Below are 19,120 nucleotides of genomic sequence, written 5' to 3' on the forward strand. Positions count from 1 at the left end.
CACAACCGCATACCTGGGTATCGCCGGCGGAAAAGCGCAGTTTCGGTTCGGTTAGTTTGATGCGCCCTTCAAACGACATGCGCTTTCAAAACTCGTCTCAAATTGGTTCATTTGCCTCTTGACTTTTTACCGCAAGTCTTACAGACAAAGACAAAGTGTGTTGAATAGTTGCGGCTATAGATGTTAAGATAATGATTTAGAATCTCCAACTGCTGGAATGGCTTGTTTTAGGCATTTTCGCGGCGGGGGATTCTAAAAGCAAATGTTAACCTCTATAACTCGTGCTTATACGGAAAGATTCCGTATAATACCCCGTACAGGGATGTTATACCGAGAATTTCTGTATAATCACCTATGTGCGGATTATACAACAACTCGCAGGAAAGGTAAATTTCAGGATAAGAGTATCCCAGCATTATTTCCGCAGCGGTCGGCGGTTGCCATTCGGGAGTATTCCGTTGACCGCGTGGATGCCAGGTTTGGCAAGCCGCGTTACAATTTATCAAACTCTTCTGGCTCTACATCGGGGACGCGGCGTAGAAGTTCCAGGAATTTTTTTCGACTCCCGCGTTGGGCGCGTTTTTTTAGATATTCAATCGTGGAAATGGCGGCAACTTTTTCGGCAACGGCAAGCATGACAAACTGATTGACCGAAATGCCTTCTTCGTGTGCCAGTTCCCGCAGTTGTCGTGGAAAGATTTGGGTAATCGCAAACTTAGCGCGCTCATTCTTTCGCCTCGTGAATAACAAGTGGCGATATTGTATACGATGTCTTATATCAACACCTTCGCCAAAATCATAAATTCATCCGCGAATAACGCGAATAACGCGAATGAATTTAAAAATTAGCGGAGATTCGCGTTATTCGCGGATAAAAAAACAGGTGAAAACGATTTGGCGAAGATATTAGACTTTATCGGAAACAACTTTTGCCTCTCGCCAAGACGCAACGCACGCAAAGAATCATCTTGAAAAAACTTGGCGTTCTTGGCGGCTTGGCGAGAGATGTCTTATTCCCGATAATGTCTATTGTTATACGTTTGATGTGAAATGAATCGACCACACGCTCGGAACAGCCGTGCGATTGACACCGATTGGCTCAAATCAGACGAGAAAAACCGCCTAAAATCAATTCCACATCAAACGTGTTATATAATATCAATCAGAAAAAATTGTGGCATCTTTTCCGCGACGGTCGGCGGTCGTTTGTCGGCGGTCGTCTTTCAGGAGCAATTCGTTGAACCGATTTGATGAATCCGTGATGCAATTTCCAATGCACTTTCCAATCAAAGCCATCGGCAAACATACCGGCACGTTTGAGTTGATCGTCACCGAAATTGTGCGCCGGCACGCGCCGGATTTGCTCGATGCCGATGTCGTCAGCCGACCGAGCGCGAACGGGTCGTACCTCGCGGTCACCGCGACGTTTACCGCGCGCAGTCGCGAGCAACTCGACGCACTTTATCGCGAATTGACCGCGCACAAAAACGTGTTGTACGTGCTCTAGACATTTTACGGGCGCGTGCGTCTGGTGTAGAATAGGGAGGCAAGACCAGAGTGGGTCTTGAGGGAGGAACAACATGCTACGGTACTGGCTCTTGTGTTCCGTGGTTGTTCTGACCGCGTGCAGCATTTTCGAACCCAGCACGGCAGAAGGATACCTCGCGCGCGGACGCGCCGCGTTTGAACAAGGCGATACGACGCGTGCGATTGCCGATTATTCCCAGGCGCTCAAACTCAACCCAGGTTTGGCAGAGGCGTACTATCAGCGCGGTTTGGCGTATCGGCGCGCCGGGTCGCGCGGACGCGCCATCGCGGATTTCAGCGATGCGATCACACGCAAACCCGACTATGCCGAAGCGTACAATCAGCGCGGGGTACTGCTGGACGAGCAGGGCAAATACGAGGCGGCGCTAGACGACCTGGATCGCGCGCTCCAACTCAAGCCCAATTTGGCGGAGGCGTACTATAATCGCGGCATTCTCTACGGCGAGATGGGGAACCTCCTGCAAGCGATTGACGAGTATTCGCAGGCGCTCGAACTCGAGCCGACGATGGCGGCGGCGTGGCTTGCGCGTGGGAGCGCGCGCGCGGTGCGCCGCGATCGCGATAATGCGATTGCCGATCTAAGGCGCGTGCTCGAATTGAGCCAAGACCCAGGTTTGCGCCAACAAGCCGAAATACAATTACGCGAGCTGGGCGCGCGGTAATGGCGAACGTGTGCCCGTAACGTTATCTGAGACGAAATTTGTCATCCACGAAGGACACCAAGGTCACAAAGAAAAAATTTCGTGTCCTTCGTGTTCTTCGTGGATAAAAATGGGTCTTGCGGATAACGTCTATTTCACCAACCACTCGTTCTGCAAGCGTTCCAAACGCCCGTCCTGTTTCATCGCGATCAACACTGCGTTGATCTGCGCGAACAGGTCGGGCGTGTCTTTACGCACTGCCATCACCGTCAATTCGTTGACGAGCGGATCGCCGACGATTTTTACCTCGTTCGACGCGCGCGCGAAATCGGTGAACGCGATAATGTCCGTGAACACCGCGTCCACCTGACCTAGAGTCAGCGCGCGCAACGCGTCGTTCGGTGTATTGAACATGCTTACGTTGTACTTGAGTCGTCGTTGCCAACGCCGCGCGAAACTATCCCCGCTCGAACCTAGTTCCACGCCAATCCGTTTGCCTTCGAGGTCGGCGTACGTTTTTGTTGTCGCATCGCTCGCGCGCACGATGAGACGCGGACCCCCGTCAAAGTACGCCAGCGTGTATCGCACATCCTGGGTTTTTTTGGGATCGTACGGCAACGCGGAAATAATCACGTCGTACTGTCCGGCAAGCAGTGCATCGTACAATCCATCGAAACCGTTATAAACAAAGTGGACTTTAACCTCTGTGTTGTTTTGTTCCGACCAGACACGTGCCATTTCTTCCGCCAGCGCGATGTCGAGTCCGCGCAAATTCCCCATACCGTCCTCCGATTCGAACGGCGGAAACGAGGGATCAATACCCACACGGAATTCGCCTTCGTCGAGAATGCGCATCCAGGTCGCGTCCGGTTTCGCCGGCGGCTTGGGGAACCAGGCAAGGTACGCGAACGCGTTGAACGCGACAAGCGCGATGATGGTGAGCGGGAGAGTTCCGACGCGCCAAAACCTGAAACGCGAAACGTGATGCGTATTGAGTGACTGTTGACTGTTCGCGAAGCGTGTTGACTGTTGGCTATTTCGCCGTAGCATATTTCTGCACTTCGTAGTAAATCGGCTTGGGGTCAAAATCCGGCGTGACGAACGAAAAATAATCGAGGTACGTTTGCGTGGGCGCGGGATAACGAAATGCCCACAGCGCGCACGCGTCGAGCCAGTCCCACGCGCGGCATAGTTCGAACGCGCGCAACGTGTACTGAATGCGTTCCGCCGGATGCACGGCTTTGGTCCAACGCGGATGATCGTTCCAGCCGCCTTCGGTGATGAACACCCGTTTCGCCGCGTCGCCGTTTTGCGTCATAATCTCGCGTAACAATTCGGTGCGGCGAAAGTTCACGCGATTCGGCGCGGGGGCTTCGTCCGCCGGACTCGTCCAGCCATACGCGTGCGCGGCGAGCGCGTCAAAGTACTCGCGTGCGCCGGCATCGTACATCTGGCGCAAATAATCCAGGTCGTTCATCGCGTCTATCGAACCGGCCGGCGCGAGATTCGGCGCGAGCGCGCCGGCGAGAATTTGGATCTCGGGATCGGCTTGCTTGGCGAACGGATACACGGCTTGCAACATGCGCGTGTAGCCAGCCGGGTCCACCGGGCGATAACCCCATTCCAGGTTCACGTTTGGCTCGTTCCAAATAATGACGTAGCGAATGCGTCCTTTGAAATGCGCGACAAACTCGCGCGCGAAATTCGCAAAGTGGGGATAGCGCGATTCATCCAGGTAACTCGTGATCGGATTCTTGGGTCGCGCCCAGACCGGCGCAAAACCCAGGCGCGCGATCACAGTCAATCCTTGTCGCCGCGCGTGATCCACGACTTGATCCGCGTGCGACCAATCGTACTCGTTCTCGTTGTATTCGATATAGCCCCACGGAAAATACTCGACGATCCACGGCGCGCCCATCTCGCGCACCAGTTCCACATTCTTTTTGATTTTCCATTCTTCGACTTCATCGGTGAGACGCGTGTGAACGCCGATTTTTGGATTCGCCGTGCGCACGGTTTGCGGCGCGCCGAGCGTGACGAGAATCGGCGGCGGCGCGGACACCGCGTAGAGTATCGCGCTGAGAATCAATAGTTTGATCGCGTTGAATAGAATTGACGCGGCGAGAAATAGGTTCCGTGTCTGCATTACGCCCATTGACAAAACTCGCTCATTCAGATTAAAATGCGAGCCACTCGAACGTTACCAACTGAATCGCTTGCCCGCGTGAATCATCCCTGCCGACTTTGGTTTAGCAAAGGAGGTAGAATGGCAGAAAGTGGAGAAGTAGCGCTGTTCATTGACTTTGAGAACGTTCGCTACGGTTTGAAAAATAATTATGGACGTGAGCCGGACCCGCAACTGCTGATGGCAAAAGCGCGCAAATATGGTCCGGTTGCCCAAGCCGTGGCGTATGCGGATTTTACGGAACATCCGGATTTCTTCCGGCGCAAACTGGAGGTTGCCGGCATTACGCCGCGCGACATTCCGCGCCGCAGTCCGGATGTGGCTCACAAATCGTCGTCGGACATGGCGATGCTGATGGACATCATTGATTGCTTGCTCGACCGTCCGACGGTAAATACTCTGATCTTGATGACCGGTGACAGCGATTTCATCCGCGTGGTCGCGCGTGCGCGCCATCGCTTCAACAAACGCGTCATCATCGCCGGCGTCCCCGGCAGTGTGTCGAACGACCTCATCGCTTCGGCGGACGGCGCCGACCCGGTGGCGGAACCGGATTGGGCGCCCGTGACCCCGGTCGAATATTCGCCGGTGGTCCCATTACTTGAATCGTCTTTGACCCCGGAAAACGTAACTAGCGAGTCTGATGAAATATCCGACATCGAACGTCACTTGATCAAACTGATTGACTATTTGGATCGCACGCGACCGTATCTCACTTTTCTCTTTGTCAAAACCCATGCTCTCTCGCCGACGAGTCAAGTGAATCTTAGCCCGATGCAGGTGGATATGGTCATGACCAAGTTTAAAGAACGCGGCATCTTGCGTGACGAAGTACGTGATCTGGATGGGCGGACCTTGCGACTGTTGTTCTTTAATCGCGAACACCCGGTGGTGCAATTCGTGCTGGGTGTGCCCGCCAGCCCGCCCCAGTAAATATACCGGCAGAGATCGACGCGGCAAGACAGTTGGACAAACAAGGGAGACCTATTGGGGTCTCCCTTGGCTTTTTGGTTGGGACCAGAGGTGTCACTGACGATAATCACAAGCGCCCGATTTCCCGTAACGTTTTCAAATCAGCATCAAAATCAGCGACATCATAGTGTATGGGAATGCGCCGACTAGCGAGTAAGAATTGAAATTGCAATTGTGTCATCTGTGCGAGATGACTGGCTTGTCCCAGGGTGAGGCGCTCTTTTTGATACAGGAGTACCGCGAGTTCCTGTACCAGTTCCGAAGCAGACATGTGCGCGGTGTGTAGCATATCGTCCGAAATCACCACACTCATTTGCGCCTCCTAGCCCTTCTTGTGCTCCTTAACGAATGTTTGAACCTGCCGCGCCAAGGAGATGACGACCGTCGCCAGTTGCGCCAGGTCTTGAATCGAAAAACCTGGGTGTCCGTCTTTCGATGCGCGAGGCGCGGTGTCCGCCTTGGTTTCCGCTGGGTTGCGCGGCGCGACGCGGCTCGCGATGATCGCCGCCATCAACGCGCCGGCAATCCCGCCGGCGATACCCCCCACAATCGCGGGATACGCGTCGCTCTTGCGAAGTTCTTTGGCGACTTGCCCCACGCGCGCGAACACTTCTGCCGGATTCGTTTGGGGTTCTGTCATTCTTCACCTCGCACATAGTCCAGAATGCCGCGCAGCGTCACACGCGCGCGCGCCGCGTTGCTGTGCATTCGAATCGGAACTTCAGCGACCGAGTCGGAGGCGCGTTGCGCGCCGCGTTGAATTCGCAACGCCCAGATCTGTCCGTGCAACAATCCCAGGTGCACGTGCCGATTCAGCCAGCGCATTCCGCGCACGGCGTAAAAAAACGCGGCGCCTGGAATCAGCATAACGATGAACGTCCAGAAGACGAACCACACGATGGAAAGATCGCGCCACGGCGCGAGACCGGAATTGTCCATGATTGATTTTCGATTTCTGATTTTCGATTTTCGATTTCTGATTCTCGATTGCCGGTGATCGCGTCATCGAAGAAATCCAAAATCGAAAATCCAAAATCCAAAATGGGCAGCTAGCTCTTGCCGTTGACGATGGCTAAAATCTCGGACGCGTACCGTCGTGCCTCGGCATCGCCGCTTTGCGCGATGCCGCGCAACGGTTCGAGCATCAGCGGACTGGTGATGCGCTTGAGCGCCTCCGCCGCGACCGCGCGCACTTCCGGTTCGCCGACTTGCAAATCAACGATCAACGCCGGTGCGGCGCGATCCGACCCGATTTCGCCGAGCGCCTTCGCCGCCGCCACGCGCAAGCGCGTGTCAATCTGACCGACGCGCGGATCGCCGCGCAACGCGACGAGCAACGGCTCGATCACGCGATCGGTGCGCGCGCGACCCAACGCTTCCACGACCTTGTCGCGCACATCCGCGTTCACATCACGCAATTGTGGCAACAGATATTCGATACCGCGATCCAACTGCAACAGTCCCAACACTTGTGCGGCGCGCGTGCGAACGGCGGGGTCTTTGTCTTTGAGCTTCGCGGCGTAGCCGTCCACGGCGACCTCGCTGTTCATTTCCGAGAGACTCGCAATCGCGCGTGGGTCGCCCTGCCAGGCAAGGCGCGTCAGTTCGTCCGTCACCGCGTCGCGCAGGTCGGCGCGCGCCGCGCGCGCGTGCGCGAGAATTCTGCCAGTGAAATAAAGATCGCCGCGCGAGCGCACCGCGTCCGCGAGATTGTCCGCATCGCCAAGCCCGGCGTAGAATAACAACGTCTCTTCCCAGGACGGGTCTTGCAAATGCGCAAGGATCGCGGCAAGATCGGGGGTGAGCCGCAACGCGCGCGCGGCAAAGTACGCCTGCCACAACTCATGCACAAATTCGGCGGTGCGATTTTTCGCCGTGCGCAACAACCCGCGCGATTTGCTCAGAAACTCGTTCGATGCCGGTTTGCCACGCTGAATCGCCAGCGCCAACGCTTCGAACATTTTGGCGGTTTCGTCCTGATCGCCGAGAATCACGCGCACGTACTCATCGAAAATCGCCGCGCGCCGCGTGGGCAACGGCTCGCCTTCGCGCCAGATGCGCGTGAGCATCGTGAGAATCATCGGATTCGTCGTGAGCGCGCGCGGCACACCTTTGAGCGCGGCGAGGAACGCATCCGTGCCGAGCGTTTTCTGCGCCAGCGTCGCAATGTCGCCATCGCTAAAACCGGGCAAACGATACTCCGCCCAACCTGGGAGCGGCGCGCGCGCGGTCGCAATCACGCGAACGTTCGTGAAATCCTTCAACCACGCTTGCAATTGTTCGGCGGTAAGCGCGTCCGCGTCGTCAATCAACACGACCGCGCGCCCGGCGTTGAACACGTTCGCGAAGAAAATGCGCGGGCATTTCACAGTGAGCGCATCGCCAAGATTCAACCCGCGCGGTAAATCCGGAATGCGCGGCAGATTGCCCACCAGATCGCGCGCGTTGAAAAAAAGCGGAATCGTCGCCAGCGGATCGCCGTCGAGAATGGCTTGCCCGTTCGCCAGCGCGAGGTACGCCAAGGTGGTCGTTTTGCCCATTCCCGCCACGCCAGTGATGACGAGCCGATCGTTCTGCGCGAGCGCGGCTTGCAGTCCGCGCGGTTCGATCCAATCACGCGTCAAGTCTACGCGCGCAAGGGGCCACAAAATGTACCGATAACGTCGGGCGAGATGATCGGCAAACGCGCGTTCAAAGCGGAGCGCCGGGTCGAAGAAGGATTGCAGAAAATTCATGATGTCCTTTCGGCGCGGGATTGTAGCACGAGCGTCGTGAATAGTCAAAGTGTTTTTTGGTTCGTTCTGTGGTATAATCCGGCGCGATGGGACGCGTTATCGCGATCACGAACCAAAAGGGCGGCGTCGGCAAAACGACCACGACGATCAATCTTGGCGCGGCGCTCGCGGAAAAAGGGCATTACACCCTGTTGCTCGATATGGACCCGCAAGGCGCGCTTTCGATCGGTCTCGGTTTGCCGGCGTATGACCTCGAATTTACACTCTATTCGATCCTCACTGATTCGCGTATTCCCGTTGCCGCCGTCACGCATCACATTCGCCCACACCTCGACCTCGTGCCATCGAACATTGACCTTGCCGGCGCGGAATTGCAACTGGTCGCGATGATGGGCCGCGAATTTATCTTACGCGATGCGCTCGCAACCGTGCGTGACCGGTACGACTTTATCCTGATTGATTGTCCGCCGAGTCTGGGTTTGTTGACGGTCAACGCGTTGACCGCCGCCGACGAAATCGTCGTGCCGCTGCAGTGTGAATTTCTCGCGATGCGCGGTCTCGACACGTTGATTGACGTGGTCGCGCGCGTGCAACGCCGTCTCAATCCTAAACTGCGTCTCATTGGCATCGTGCCGACGATGTACAACGCGCGGCGCGTTCATTCGCGCGAGGTGTTGGATAAAGTGCGAACGACGTACCCGAACAAAGTGCTCCCCGTCGCCGTGAAAGAGAGCACGCGTTTTGCCGAAGCGCCGGCGGCGCATCGCACTATCTTGGAGCTGGATCGCAGCGGCGAGGCGGCAGAATCGTATCGCGCGCTCGCGGAGGTGATTATCAATGCCCGACCGGAAGAATGATGTGCCCGTGCGTCCCGTGGACGCGTTATTTGGCGACAGCGGCGCGACCCACTCACCGAGCTATGTGGTCGAACCGCCGCAACCGGTGGCGGACGTTACGCCGCCGGTCGTTGATAATTTTCCAGAACCGGTGCCACATGCCCCGGTGCTGGGAGAACATGTGACGCCGCGCGAACCTGAAACGGAGTGGATGCCGCCCTTGCCGACCGCGCGCGCGGACGAACCCGCGCCGCTGTTTGAACCGGCGACGCGCGCGATGGAACTGCCGCAACTCGCGCCGCGCGAAGAAGCGACGCCGGCGGAATCCGAGTTCGAGATGCCCGCGCCAACGTACACGCCGCGCTCCGACGAACGTTTCGCCGCCGATTTGTCGTTCCGCATCGAGCGCTTGTACGACGACGTGAAAATGGATTTGCCGGACAGCCCGGTCGTCGCGCGCGAGTGTATGCTCGTGTTGCGCGATGCGCGCGACGCGTTTCTCAAGCGCGATTACGCAACCGCCGAATATCTGGCGCAAATGGTGGACGCGCGATTAAAGCGGAGTATCAAGAGCATTCGCACCGCCAAAAGCCCGGCGGTCCTGGGTCTGTGGGCGTGGCAAGTGGTCGCGTTGTTGCTCTTTGGAGGTTTGCTCGCGGTTACGTTCATTCAAAATTTGACGTTGTTCGGCTTGCCCGTCGCGGGCGAACTGATCGCGTTTTTGCGCGTGCTCGCGTGGGGCGCGATTGGCGGTGTGCTTGGTGGAACGTACAATTTACTGTGGTACCTCCAGCATCGCGATTACGACCCGGCGTTCAATGTGAGTTATTTCGTGCGCCCCTTCCTCGGCGCGTTGGTCGGCGCGATTTTGTTTCTCGGCGCGCAGGCATTCTTGTTCACCGGCATCGTCGCGTCGTCGTCCGCCAAACCGGGCGATGTCGCGGCAGGGTCGGCGGTATTGTATCTCGTCACCGTTTTTGCTGGGTTCAAGCTGGATGATGTCATCGAGTACGTGGACGGGTTGAGCAAGGCGCTCATGCGCGGTTCGAAATCCTCGCGTCCCCCAAGCGCGTAACTGAATTTCTACGACGAACAAATACGAAAACAGCCGGCGGCAAAATCCGCCGGCTGTTCGATTTTCATGCGACAGGCAATTTAGAAAATTGCCCTACACAATTCGCACTTGGCGAATATTCCGCGGGGCAATCGCGTCGGCGGCGAGTGCGCCGGAAATCACGACGGCTTCGACGCCGCCACCAAATGTGTTTGCGCCGGCGAGGTACAACCGTTCGAGCGGTGATTTCATCTGCGGGTGCCATTGCCCATGCGCCGGTCCGTAGATCGCGCCATCCGTCGCCCAGTCATAGCGCGCCATTGTCGCCGGCGTGCCCTCTTCGCGAAAGACGATGTGCTCGCTCAAGCCGGGTATCGCGCGTTCGGCGAGCGCGATCAACTCGTCGCCCTTGGCGCGTTTGCGTGCGCGATAATCCGGCGCGCGCCGATCCCAGGATTGCGCTTCGCACTGCGGGATCAATGTGATCAACACGATGCTCGAATGTCCGAGCGGCGCGAGAGTTGGGTCCACGTGCGATGGGATACAGATGCCGACTCCCTTACCATCCTCGGTTCGCGCCATCGCGATCGGCGCGATGTCTGGCACATAGTCCACGCCGAGAAACACTTCGAAAGCGGACGAAGACGCTTTCGATTTTTCGACCTGGGTTACGAAATCCACCGGCAAATGTTCGCGACCGATCAATTCCAAGAACGTGCGGTGCATGTCCGCATTCGAGATGATCGCTTCGGCGCAGTGTTGCTCGCCGTTCACAAGTTCCACGCCGGTGGCGCGTTGCTGTTCGACTAAGATGCGGCGCACCGGCGTCCGCAAGTACACCTTGCCGCGATTTTCTTCAATCACACTCACGAGCGCGTTCGCGATTTCTTGCGAGCCGCCCGCCGGATAAAATCCGCCGTCGAAATAATAGCCAAAGATCGGCGCCAGGTTGCCGACGGTCAGTGTGTTGGCGTTGTCGCTGAGATAACCGGTGAGCGCGGACAGAAATTCCTTCAAGCGCGCGTCCTGGAAATATTGATCCAGCATCTGCTTGAACGGAATTTGCATCCACCGAAACGCGTGCGGGTGTGCGCGCGGGTACGCCAGCAAATCGTCCACATTGTCCGGCGCGCGCGGCACGCCGCCGGTTTTCTCAACGTCCGCGTACATTTCGCGATTGACCGCGCGCATCTCGGTAAAGAACGCGCGCAGGTTCGCGCGTTCCGCCGGAAATTTTTCGCCGAGCGCGTCCGCAAACACGTCCGCGTCTTCGGGAATTTTCATTCGCAGATCGGGCAGGATGTACTCGTGGTTCATCCGCCGCCAATCGAGCCGGTCCTCGATGTCGAGCCGGCGCAAGACGTTGCGCACGCTCCCGCGCTCGCCCAAGCCGCTCACATCGTGGACGCCGGCATCGAAGACATAACGCAAGCGCGTGTTGCCGCGCCGCACACCGCGTTCCCAGGACGTGCAATAGCCGCCGGGGATGAAATGTTGCTCGAACACCGCGACCTTGAGTCCGCGTTTTGCGAGCAATGCGCCCGCGGTCAATCCACCGATGCCTGAACCGACGACAATGACATCGTGTTCCGTCGGCGCGGTCGGCGGCTGCGCGGTGAAGGTGGGCGCGTCCCAGTGGTACGTTTCTTGTCGCGCGAGATAGCGCGCCATCGCCCAACGCGGAAACCAACGCGGAAACAGAATCGAAAACGCGATGCCGATGCCGACCATCGAGTTCGCCAAGATCGCGGACAAGAAAATTTTCGCGTCCGGCATCGTGACGCTCAGCGCGCCGAGTCCGATGTCGAGCGTAAAGATGACGCCCCACACTGCCGTGATGATATTGTTCGTCACACGAAACAATTCATTGTTCCAGTATTCGCGCGGATAATCGTCGCGCGCGTACTGAAACGTGAACGGCGAACGCGCGAGCAACGTACCCCACGCCATTGCGGCGAGCGTCGTGTTTACGAGAATCGCGTCGTACATTTTGAAAAGCGACGAACCCAGGATGACGGTCACGAGGAAATGCGCGATAAAAAATCCGAGCGTGACAAGTTCCATCGCCTTCGCCTGGCGTCGCGTCCAACGATACGCGTTCAACACGAGCGACGCGAGCAAGCCGCTGGCAATTCCCGCCGTCAACGATCCCGCTCCCGCAAGCGCCCAGTACGAAATCCACGGAACGAACGAAATGAAAACCCAAGCCATGCCGGGAATCCGGCGCGAAGATTGAGACATTGTTTTCTCCTCAGAAAAATTCTTGTTGATTTCTGCGAACATTCTACGCGTGAATCCACTCGCGCACATCATTCCTGGGTCACATTCGCCGGCATAAATAAAGCCGCGCATTTGCGCGGCTCGGTATGACTAAAGTAATGCCCTTGACGATAGGACTGTCCGATTACCTGACGACTAGACCCACCCCAACTCTTTTGCTTTCAACACGGCTTGCGTTCGGTCGCGCACGCCCATCTTCGCGAGAATGTTCGACACGTGATTCTTGACGGTGCCTTCGGTGATAACGAACTGTTCCGCGATTTCGCGATTCGACAAGCCGCGCGCGAGCGCGCACAAAATTTCCATCTCGCGTTCGCTCAACGCGTCGGGCAACGCCGGACGCGCTTCGCTCGCTTCGGCGCGCGATTCTTTTGCGCCGAGGCGCGTAAATTCCGCGACGACTTTGCGCGCGATGCTCGGTTCGATCAATGCCTCGCCGCGCGCAACGCGACGCAGCGCGTCCGCGAGAATTTCGACGGAGGTGTCTTTGAGCAAATAGCCCATCGCGCCGGCGCGCAACCCTTCGAACACGTACTCGTCGTCGTCGAACGTCGTGAGGATGATGACCTGGGTGTTCGGCAGGCGCGCGCGAATTTGCCGCGTCGCTTGTACGCCGTCCATGTGCGGCATCCGCACGTCCATCAACACGACATCCGGCTTGAGCGCGTCCGCCTGCGCGAGCGCATCAATGCCGTCGCCGGCTTGCCCGACGACGCGAATGCCCGGTTGCATTTCGAGCAGAGTTTGCAAACCCTGGCGCATCAAAGTTTGATCGTCCACGATCAGAACGCGAAGGTCTTCCATTGGGATTTTTGATTTTCGATTGCAGATCGGATGATTCGACTACGTGACTAAACGACTATTTGACCACGCGACCACGCGACTATTCGACAACCTGACTCACCGGTAAATCAACCAATAACTCAAAACCGCCCTCCGCGCGATTCTGCGCGGTCAACGCGCCGTCGAGCAATTCGACGCGCTCGCGCAGACCCAGCAAGCCAAACCCGGTTGTCAGCGCAGACAAATCGCGACCGACGCCATTATCCGCGACGCGCAGCGAAATGCGCGCGTGGGCAAACTTGACCGTGATGTCCACCTGCGTCGCGCGCGCGTGCTTGTGCGCGTTCGTCAATCCTTCTTGCGCGGCGCGATAGAGCGTGAGCGCCTGCGCCGGCGGCAGCGCATCGAGCACGGACGCGGATTCGATAACAAGGTTGACCGCGATGCCAGTCGTCGTGCAAAATTCCTGGGTCAATCGTGCGAGCGACTCGCTCACGCGTAATTCTTGAAACGAGGTTGCGCGCAAGGTGCTCACCGATTGTCGCACCGCTTGCAATGCCTCTGCCGCGACCGCGCGCGCTTTTTCGATCTCGCTCGCCGCGCGGTCGGGTTCGCGTGCGATGAGTTTCGACGCGGCTTGCAGTTGCACGCTGAGCAACGTCAAGTGATGCCCGAGCGAATCGTGAATCTCGCGCGCGATGCGACTGCGTTCCTCGGCGACCGAGAGTTCTTGGACGCGCGCGGCGTAGTCGCGCAGTTGCGCGTGCGCGGTTTCCAACTCTTGCAAGAGACGTTCGCTTTTCGCGCGCGCAGCTTGCTCCAGCCGAAACGACGTCGTCACCGCGCCGAAAAAAATAAATCCGCCGCCGAACACCAATGCCATCACAATCGCGGTTGTCACGGTGGTAAAGACGAGGTAGGGCACAAGCAGCAAGAGCGTGCAAACAATCGTCCACGCCAGCGCTTCGCGCAATTCGAGATACAGAAACACCTGGGTGATGGGCAAGAAAAGGAGAATCGGCGCGGCGTTGTCGGTCCAGACCCAAAGGAGCGCCAAGGCAGTCGCGATCGCGCTCGCGAGCAGTCCGCGTACACGCGGGATGCGCGTCGGTGTTCCGCTCACCAACGGAATTTGAATCACTGTAAAAAGCGCCAACAGTCCGGCGATGATCGCGAGGCGTATGCCCGGTGGCGTGCTCCATTCGGTGGCGAATGCGACGACGGCAACGCCGGCAATTGTCACGAACGCGGCGGCGCGCAGAAAACGATTCGTCGTCGGTGAAGTGGTGGATGTTTCGGTGGTCACGTTAAATTTTCGATTTCTGATTTTTGGTTGAAATTGGAGATTAGAAGTTGGAGGTTAGAAGTTGGAAGTTGGAAGTTGGAAGTTGGAAGTTGGAAGTTGGATTCCACCCGCCAATTTCAGACTTCCGACCTCTAATTTCTAACTTCCAATTTCCAATTTCCACAATGAGCGCCGACAAATTCGTCGAGCGCGCGCGCGTCGAACGGGCGTCCGTGTCCGCTGTAGAGGATGCGCGGTTGCGCGGCTTGGATTCGGCACGCGCTGTCGAGCGCGGCGCGCGGGTCATCCCAGTACAGCGGAAACGAGACGCGCAGCAAATTCAAAATTGCGTCGCCGACGAACGCGGCGCCATCGTCGCATAGAATCGTCACTGACCCAGCTGTGTGTCCTGGCGTGTGCATGACGCGCGCGTCGAGTCCAAACTCGTGGAGCGATGCACCGTCTTCGAGCACGACATCGGGTGCGAACGTTTCAATCGGCGCGAGCCAACCCAGGTTGTCCATCAGCCATTTCGTGGAATTGATAAACCGATTGCGTCCCGGCGGAATTTTCAAACTGGGCGTAGCGACCAAAGGCACATCGTCGCGGTGCAACGCGATGGGCGCGCCGGTCAAACGTTTGAGCGCGACCGCGCTGCCGGCGTGGTCAATGTGCCCATGCGTGATCAGAATCAAGCGCACGTCTTTTTCGGAAAGACCGAGCGCGCGAATTTTGTCGAGGATGCGCCGCGCTTGATGCGGCATCCCAGCATCAACGACAATCACGCCGCGCGAATTCTCGATGATGTGCGTGTTGGCGACGCCGGTGAAGAGGGTATGGATGTTCATAGTTCGATAGTTCGATAGTTCAATAGTGCGATGGTGCGATAGTTGCATACATCGCAACTAACGTGCGTTTTGGCAGACGCCTGTTTCTGAATCATGTATTGTTGTATCTATCAAGTCCTGGACAAGCACAGAATCAAAGAACATTCTATCGGCATATTTCTCTTTGGGATATTTTATTATTCTCGATCGGATAAATTTCCTTGTATGCGCCAAGGATATGTGGAAGAATTTCTCGTTACTTTCTATCTCCTTGGCATCATTTGAGAAGAGAATTTTGGCAATTTGAAAGCTCTGCGGTACGATTGTCAATGCTTGCCCAGATACAGCACTGACCGCCTGACTGTGATTCGGCGTAAAGCCAAATCGCCCCATCGAGTACTCAATAACATCATCTCTAAAGATTCGAGCCACGTCTAATCTTCCTGTTTTCACTTCGCAAATGACACCAAGCGGTAGAGTCATATCGAAAAGTGGCAGGAAATCGAAATCCCAATCTTCTGGTTTGCCACCGATCTCTTCGTAGACATATGGTAGCCTAATGCCAAGTATGTCCACATCTGCACTGTATGCCAGCAATTTTGATCTGTGTGCTACAAAATTGCTGATAGGGAAAAAACCGTTGAGTCTGAGATACCAATATGCCCACTCTTCTCCATAATTTGGCATTCAAGAACCTCCTCGGGTAAACATTTTCAGACAATCGCACCATCGCACTATCGCACTATCGCACTAACCTACTCGTACCGCAACGCATCAATCGGGTGCAAACTCGCGGCGCGCGCGGCGGGATACAAGCCAAAGAACAAGCCAACCGCGACGGAGAATCCAACCGCGAGTGTGACGGACGCCGGCGAGATGACGGTTGTAATCAAGCCGGTCAAGTTCACCAGCGCGCCGATGCCCACGCCGAACAAAATGCCAATGCTTCCACCGGTCACGCTCATCACGACCGCTTCGATTAAAAATTGCAACAGAATATCGCGGCGTTTCGCGCCGACCGCTTTGCGAATCCCAATCTCGCGCGTGCGTTCCGTCACCGAGACGAGCATGATGTTCATAATCCCGATCCCGCCGACGAGCAGAGAGATCGCCGCGATGGACGCGAGGAAAATCGTGAGAATGTCGGTGATCTGCGCGAGCGCGCCGAGGATGTCTTTTTGCGACAACACCGTGAAATCGTCCTGCTGATAGACGATCTTGTGGCGTCGCCGCAAAACCTGGGTGATCTCCGCCATCGCCGCGTTCAACTGCTTGTCGCTCGCGGCTTGGATCGCAACCGCGCTCACACGCGGCGCGCCTTGCGCGGTCTGCGCCGAACTGCCGAACAAGCGTTGTTGCGCGGTCGTGATGGGCACGAAAATCACATCGTCCTGGTTGCCGCCGAAGAACGACGTGCCACCTTTCTCTTCCATCACGCCGATCACTTTGAACGGCACGCGATTGATTTTGATCGGCTGACCAATGGGGTCGGAATTCGGAAACAGATTTTTCGCGGTTGCAACGCCGATCACCGCGACACGCGCGATCGCGTCGAGATCGCGTTCGTCAATAAAGCGACCGCGCGCGGTCCGAAAATTTCGCACGCGCTCGAACGCGGGCGTGACGCCGGAAACCTGGGTGTTCGTGTTGTTGCTACCCGCGTTTGCCTGCGCCGTCCGGTTGTACACCGGCGCAACGCCGGCGATGTCGGGACAGCACACCGTGTCGTCGAGCGCGTTCGCATCGGCGAGCGTCAGATTCGCCGCGCCGGTGGGCACGCCACCCTGCCGTACCTGACCCGGAAAAACGAAAATCAAATTCGAGCCGATGCCTTGCACCTGTTGCGTGATCGCCGCGCCCGCGCCTTGTCCGACCGCGAGCAACGCGATGACCGCGCCGACGCCGATGATGATGCCAAGCATCGTCAGAATCGAACGCAACTTGTTCGCGCCAAGCGCGCGAAACGATACGCGGATACTTTCAAAAAGATTCATCGTTCAATTCATCTCGCCAACGCAATCGCGTTGATCCACTTTTTCGAGAAATCGTTCGTCGTCCACGTTTCGATCACATCAAATCCGGCGGAGCCAAGTATCTGGATCAACTCGTCGGGTTGATAGTACGTAAAGAAACGCGCGCCCTCGTCCTCAATCCATTTTTCGCCTTCGCCCATCTGCACGCCGATATAGAGCGGACGGTTCGTGGTCATCACGCGCCGCATCTCGGCGAGCGCGCCGGGCGCATCCTCACGCGGCAAATGCAGCAGCGACGCGCACAGCCATACCCCATCCACACTTGCGTTGGGGAGCGCGATCTGCCGCATATCACCGCACATCAACGCACCACCGACGCGCTGCCGCGCTTGTCCCAGCATCCCCATCGAAAGGTCTGCGCCGATAACGCAGAATCCGCGTTGGCGCAACCGCGCGACATCGCGTCCGGGTCCGCATCCCAAATCGAGCACACGCGCATTCGCGTTCAGCCGATGCGCGAACGCGTCCAACGCGCGGTCGAGGCGAATATCCCAGGTGCGTTCGGCAAATTGCGACGCGATGTGATCGTACGTGCGAATCGTTGGATTCATCGCGTCCCGCCGAAGGGACCGCCGCCGAATGGATTTTGTTGCGTGAATGACACGACGACCGTTTGTCCTTCGTTCAATCCGCCGATAACCTCGGTTTCGAGATCGTTCGCCATCCCCAGTTTCACTTCGACTTCCTGGGTCGTCCCGTCCGGTTTTTGAATCGTCACGAAACGTTTTGAACTCGACGCGCGTACCGCGCGGTTGGGCACGAGCAACACCTTTTCTTTGCGCGCGACGACGACGTTCGCATTCGCGGTCATGCCGATCTTCACTGGCACGTTCCCAGGATTGATCGAAACCGTGACGACGTAATTCACGACGCCCTGCACCGTTGTCGCCGTCGCCGCGACATCGCTCACGCGCGCGTTGAGCGTCACGTCCGGATACGCGTCCAAGCCAATCGTCACGTCTTGCCCGGTTTGCACGCGCGCGATATCGGTCTCGTCAATGTTGAGTTTCACTTGCAGCATGGAAATATCCGCGACGACGATGATCGCGCGACCGGCTGGCACGAACGAACCCAGGTCGAGGTCTACGCGCGTCGCCAAGCCGTCGAACGGCGCGCGAATGATCGCGTCTTCGATGCGCGCTTGCGCGAGATCGCGCGCCGCGCGCGCTTGGTCCACCACGGCTTGCGCGCCCTTGAGATCGTTCGCGCTCGGATTCGTCAGCCGCGCGAGATTCGCGCGCGCCTGTTCGAGCGATGCCTGCGCTTGCTTGAGTTGGCTTTCGGTTGGATTGATTTTCGAATTGTAGAGCGCAGCCGCTTTTTGATAATCGAGCGTCGCTTGTTGGAGCGCGAGCGATTGCGGTGTGAGCGCGATGAACGGATTGCTCGCGCCGCCAATGCGGTCGTAATCGGCTTGCGCGCGTGCGACTGCCGCGCCGGCTTTGTCCAAGTCCGCTTTCGCGGCGAGAATGTCGTTCGGCAATGGATTCTGCAACTGCGCGAGCGCGGCTTGAGCAGACGTGACCGCCGATTGTGCCGCCGCGACATCGGCAGTCGCGGGAGTTTTCAACTGATCGAATTTCGCTTGCGCCGCGACCAGGTTCGCCTCGGCTTGCGCGAGTTGCAATTCGAGCGCGCGAGAATCGAGTTGCGCGAGAATCTGCCCGGCTTTCACCAGATCGCCCTGCCTGACGGCGAGTTTCGCAAGTGGTCCCGTCGCGCTAAACGCGAGTTGTGCCTCGCGCAGAGGACTGATCGCGCCGGTCGCGTTGACCGTCGCGACGAGTGTGGCGCGGCGCACGACCGCCGTATCGAACGCGTTGGCGTTTGCCGCGCGCGATGCGTTCGCTTGCATCACCAGCACAATCAAAACGACCAAGGCGACAATCGCCGCGCCGGCAATGAGAATCGCGGCGCGTTTGGAGAGTTTCATGCGGTTCC

General features: G+C 57.5%; 19 protein-coding genes and 1 pseudogene. 5 read left to right on the plus strand and 15 right to left on the minus strand.

What is annotated here, in order from left to right; translation table 11 throughout:
• Positions 1-492: 492 nt before the first annotated feature.
• Positions 493-728 (minus strand): annotated as a pseudogene (locus HY868_14710) (toxin-antitoxin system HicB family antitoxin).
• A 533-nt stretch (positions 729-1,261) separates the two neighbouring features.
• On the opposite strand from HY868_14710, the gene HY868_14715 reads away from it, so the two are divergent.
• Together HY868_14715 and HY868_14720 are read left to right on the plus strand one after the other, a co-directional pair.
• Positions 1,262-1,507: a DUF493 domain-containing protein gene (locus HY868_14715; GenBank protein MBI5303384.1), complete on the plus strand. Its 246-nt coding sequence runs from the start codon at positions 1,262-1,264 to the stop codon at positions 1,505-1,507.
• Positions 1,508-1,580: 73 nt separating this feature from the next.
• Positions 1,581-2,210, plus strand: coding sequence for a tetratricopeptide repeat protein (locus HY868_14720; protein ID MBI5303385.1), 630 nt, complete (start codon positions 1,581-1,583; stop codon positions 2,208-2,210).
• A gap of 129 nt (positions 2,211-2,339) precedes the next feature.
• On the opposite strand, the gene HY868_14725 is transcribed toward HY868_14720, so the two are convergent.
• Together HY868_14725 and HY868_14730 are read right to left on the minus strand one after the other, a co-directional pair.
• Complete coding sequence (locus tag HY868_14725; GenBank protein MBI5303386.1) at positions 2,340-3,239, minus strand: amino acid ABC transporter substrate-binding protein; 900 nt, start codon at positions 3,237-3,239, stop codon at positions 2,340-2,342.
• Positions 3,223-4,335: a beta-galactosidase gene (locus HY868_14730; GenBank protein ID MBI5303387.1), complete on the minus strand. Its 1,113-nt coding sequence runs from the start codon at positions 4,333-4,335 to the stop codon at positions 3,223-3,225. The genes HY868_14725 and HY868_14730 overlap by 17 nt, the downstream gene beginning before the upstream one ends.
• Positions 4,336-4,455: 120 nt before the next feature.
• Between HY868_14730 and HY868_14735 the strand changes: the two genes are divergently transcribed.
• Positions 4,456-5,307 carry an NYN domain-containing protein gene (locus HY868_14735; protein ID MBI5303388.1) on the plus strand — a complete coding sequence of 284 codons (852 nt, stop codon included), beginning with the start codon at positions 4,456-4,458 and terminating at the stop codon, positions 5,305-5,307.
• Between the two features lie 106 nt (positions 5,308-5,413).
• Here HY868_14735 and HY868_14740 read toward each other — a convergent pair whose 3' ends face one another.
• The 4 genes from HY868_14740 to HY868_14755 form a co-directional block, all read right to left on the minus strand.
• A complete protein-coding gene (locus tag HY868_14740; GenBank protein ID MBI5303389.1) occupies positions 5,414-5,659 on the minus strand; it encodes a UPF0175 family protein in 246 nt (81 codons plus the stop codon).
• A gap of 9 nt (positions 5,660-5,668) precedes the next feature.
• Positions 5,669-5,986: a hypothetical protein gene (locus tag HY868_14745; protein MBI5303390.1), complete on the minus strand. Its 318-nt coding sequence runs from the start codon at positions 5,984-5,986 to the stop codon at positions 5,669-5,671.
• Positions 5,983-6,285, minus strand: coding sequence for a hypothetical protein (locus HY868_14750; GenBank protein MBI5303391.1), 303 nt, complete (start codon positions 6,283-6,285; stop codon positions 5,983-5,985). The genes HY868_14745 and HY868_14750 overlap by 4 nt, the downstream gene beginning before the upstream one ends.
• Before the next feature lie 110 nt (positions 6,286-6,395).
• Positions 6,396-8,081 carry a HEAT repeat domain-containing protein gene (locus HY868_14755; GenBank protein ID MBI5303392.1) on the minus strand — a complete coding sequence of 562 codons (1,686 nt, stop codon included), beginning with the start codon at positions 8,079-8,081 and terminating at the stop codon, positions 6,396-6,398.
• A gap of 86 nt (positions 8,082-8,167) precedes the next feature.
• Here HY868_14755 and HY868_14760 point away from each other — a divergent pair, with 86 nt between their 5' ends.
• Together HY868_14760 and HY868_14765 are read left to right on the plus strand one after the other, a co-directional pair.
• A complete protein-coding gene (locus tag HY868_14760; protein ID MBI5303393.1) occupies positions 8,168-8,938 on the plus strand; it encodes a ParA family protein in 771 nt (256 codons plus the stop codon).
• Positions 8,919-9,992, plus strand: a complete 1,074-nt coding sequence (locus tag HY868_14765; GenBank protein ID MBI5303394.1) for a hypothetical protein — start codon at positions 8,919-8,921, stop codon at positions 9,990-9,992. Before HY868_14760 ends, HY868_14765 begins: the two co-directional genes overlap by 20 nt.
• A gap of 93 nt (positions 9,993-10,085) precedes the next feature.
• On the opposite strand, the gene HY868_14770 is transcribed toward HY868_14765, so the two are convergent.
• The 8 genes from HY868_14770 to HY868_14805 all read right to left on the minus strand — a co-directional run bounded on the left by HY868_14770 (position 10,086) and on the right by HY868_14805 (position 19,112).
• Entirely contained in the window at positions 10,086-12,212 is a 2,127-nt protein-coding gene (locus HY868_14770; protein ID MBI5303395.1) for an NAD(P)/FAD-dependent oxidoreductase, read from the minus strand.
• 174 nt (positions 12,213-12,386) lie between these two features.
• Positions 12,387-13,055, minus strand: coding sequence for a response regulator transcription factor (locus tag HY868_14775; protein MBI5303396.1), 669 nt, complete (start codon positions 13,053-13,055; stop codon positions 12,387-12,389).
• Between the two features lie 79 nt (positions 13,056-13,134).
• Positions 13,135-14,340 carry a sensor histidine kinase gene (locus tag HY868_14780; protein ID MBI5303397.1) on the minus strand — a complete coding sequence of 402 codons (1,206 nt, stop codon included), beginning with the start codon at positions 14,338-14,340 and terminating at the stop codon, positions 13,135-13,137.
• A 131-nt stretch (positions 14,341-14,471) separates the two neighbouring features.
• A complete protein-coding gene (locus tag HY868_14785) occupies positions 14,472-15,167 on the minus strand; it encodes an MBL fold metallo-hydrolase (GenBank protein ID MBI5303398.1) in 696 nt (231 codons plus the stop codon).
• Between the two features lie 57 nt (positions 15,168-15,224).
• Positions 15,225-15,833, minus strand: coding sequence for a hypothetical protein (locus HY868_14790; GenBank protein ID MBI5303399.1), 609 nt, complete (start codon positions 15,831-15,833; stop codon positions 15,225-15,227).
• Positions 15,834-15,901: 68 nt separating this feature from the next.
• Positions 15,902-17,140 (minus strand): ABC transporter permease, encoded by a 1,239-nt coding sequence (locus HY868_14795; GenBank protein MBI5303400.1) that lies wholly within the window; start codon positions 17,138-17,140, stop codon positions 15,902-15,904.
• Positions 17,141-17,148: 8 nt separating this feature from the next.
• A complete protein-coding gene (locus HY868_14800) occupies positions 17,149-17,730 on the minus strand; it encodes a class I SAM-dependent methyltransferase (protein MBI5303401.1) in 582 nt (193 codons plus the stop codon).
• Positions 17,727-19,112, minus strand: coding sequence for an efflux RND transporter periplasmic adaptor subunit (locus tag HY868_14805; GenBank protein MBI5303402.1), 1,386 nt, complete (start codon positions 19,110-19,112; stop codon positions 17,727-17,729). Before HY868_14805 ends, HY868_14800 begins: the two co-directional genes overlap by 4 nt.
• Positions 19,113-19,120 lie beyond the last annotated feature (8 nt).

This window comes from Chloroflexota bacterium, from assembly GCA_016219275.1.
In the GTDB taxonomy this organism is placed as follows: Bacteria; Chloroflexota; Anaerolineae; order UBA4142; family UBA4142; genus JACRBM01.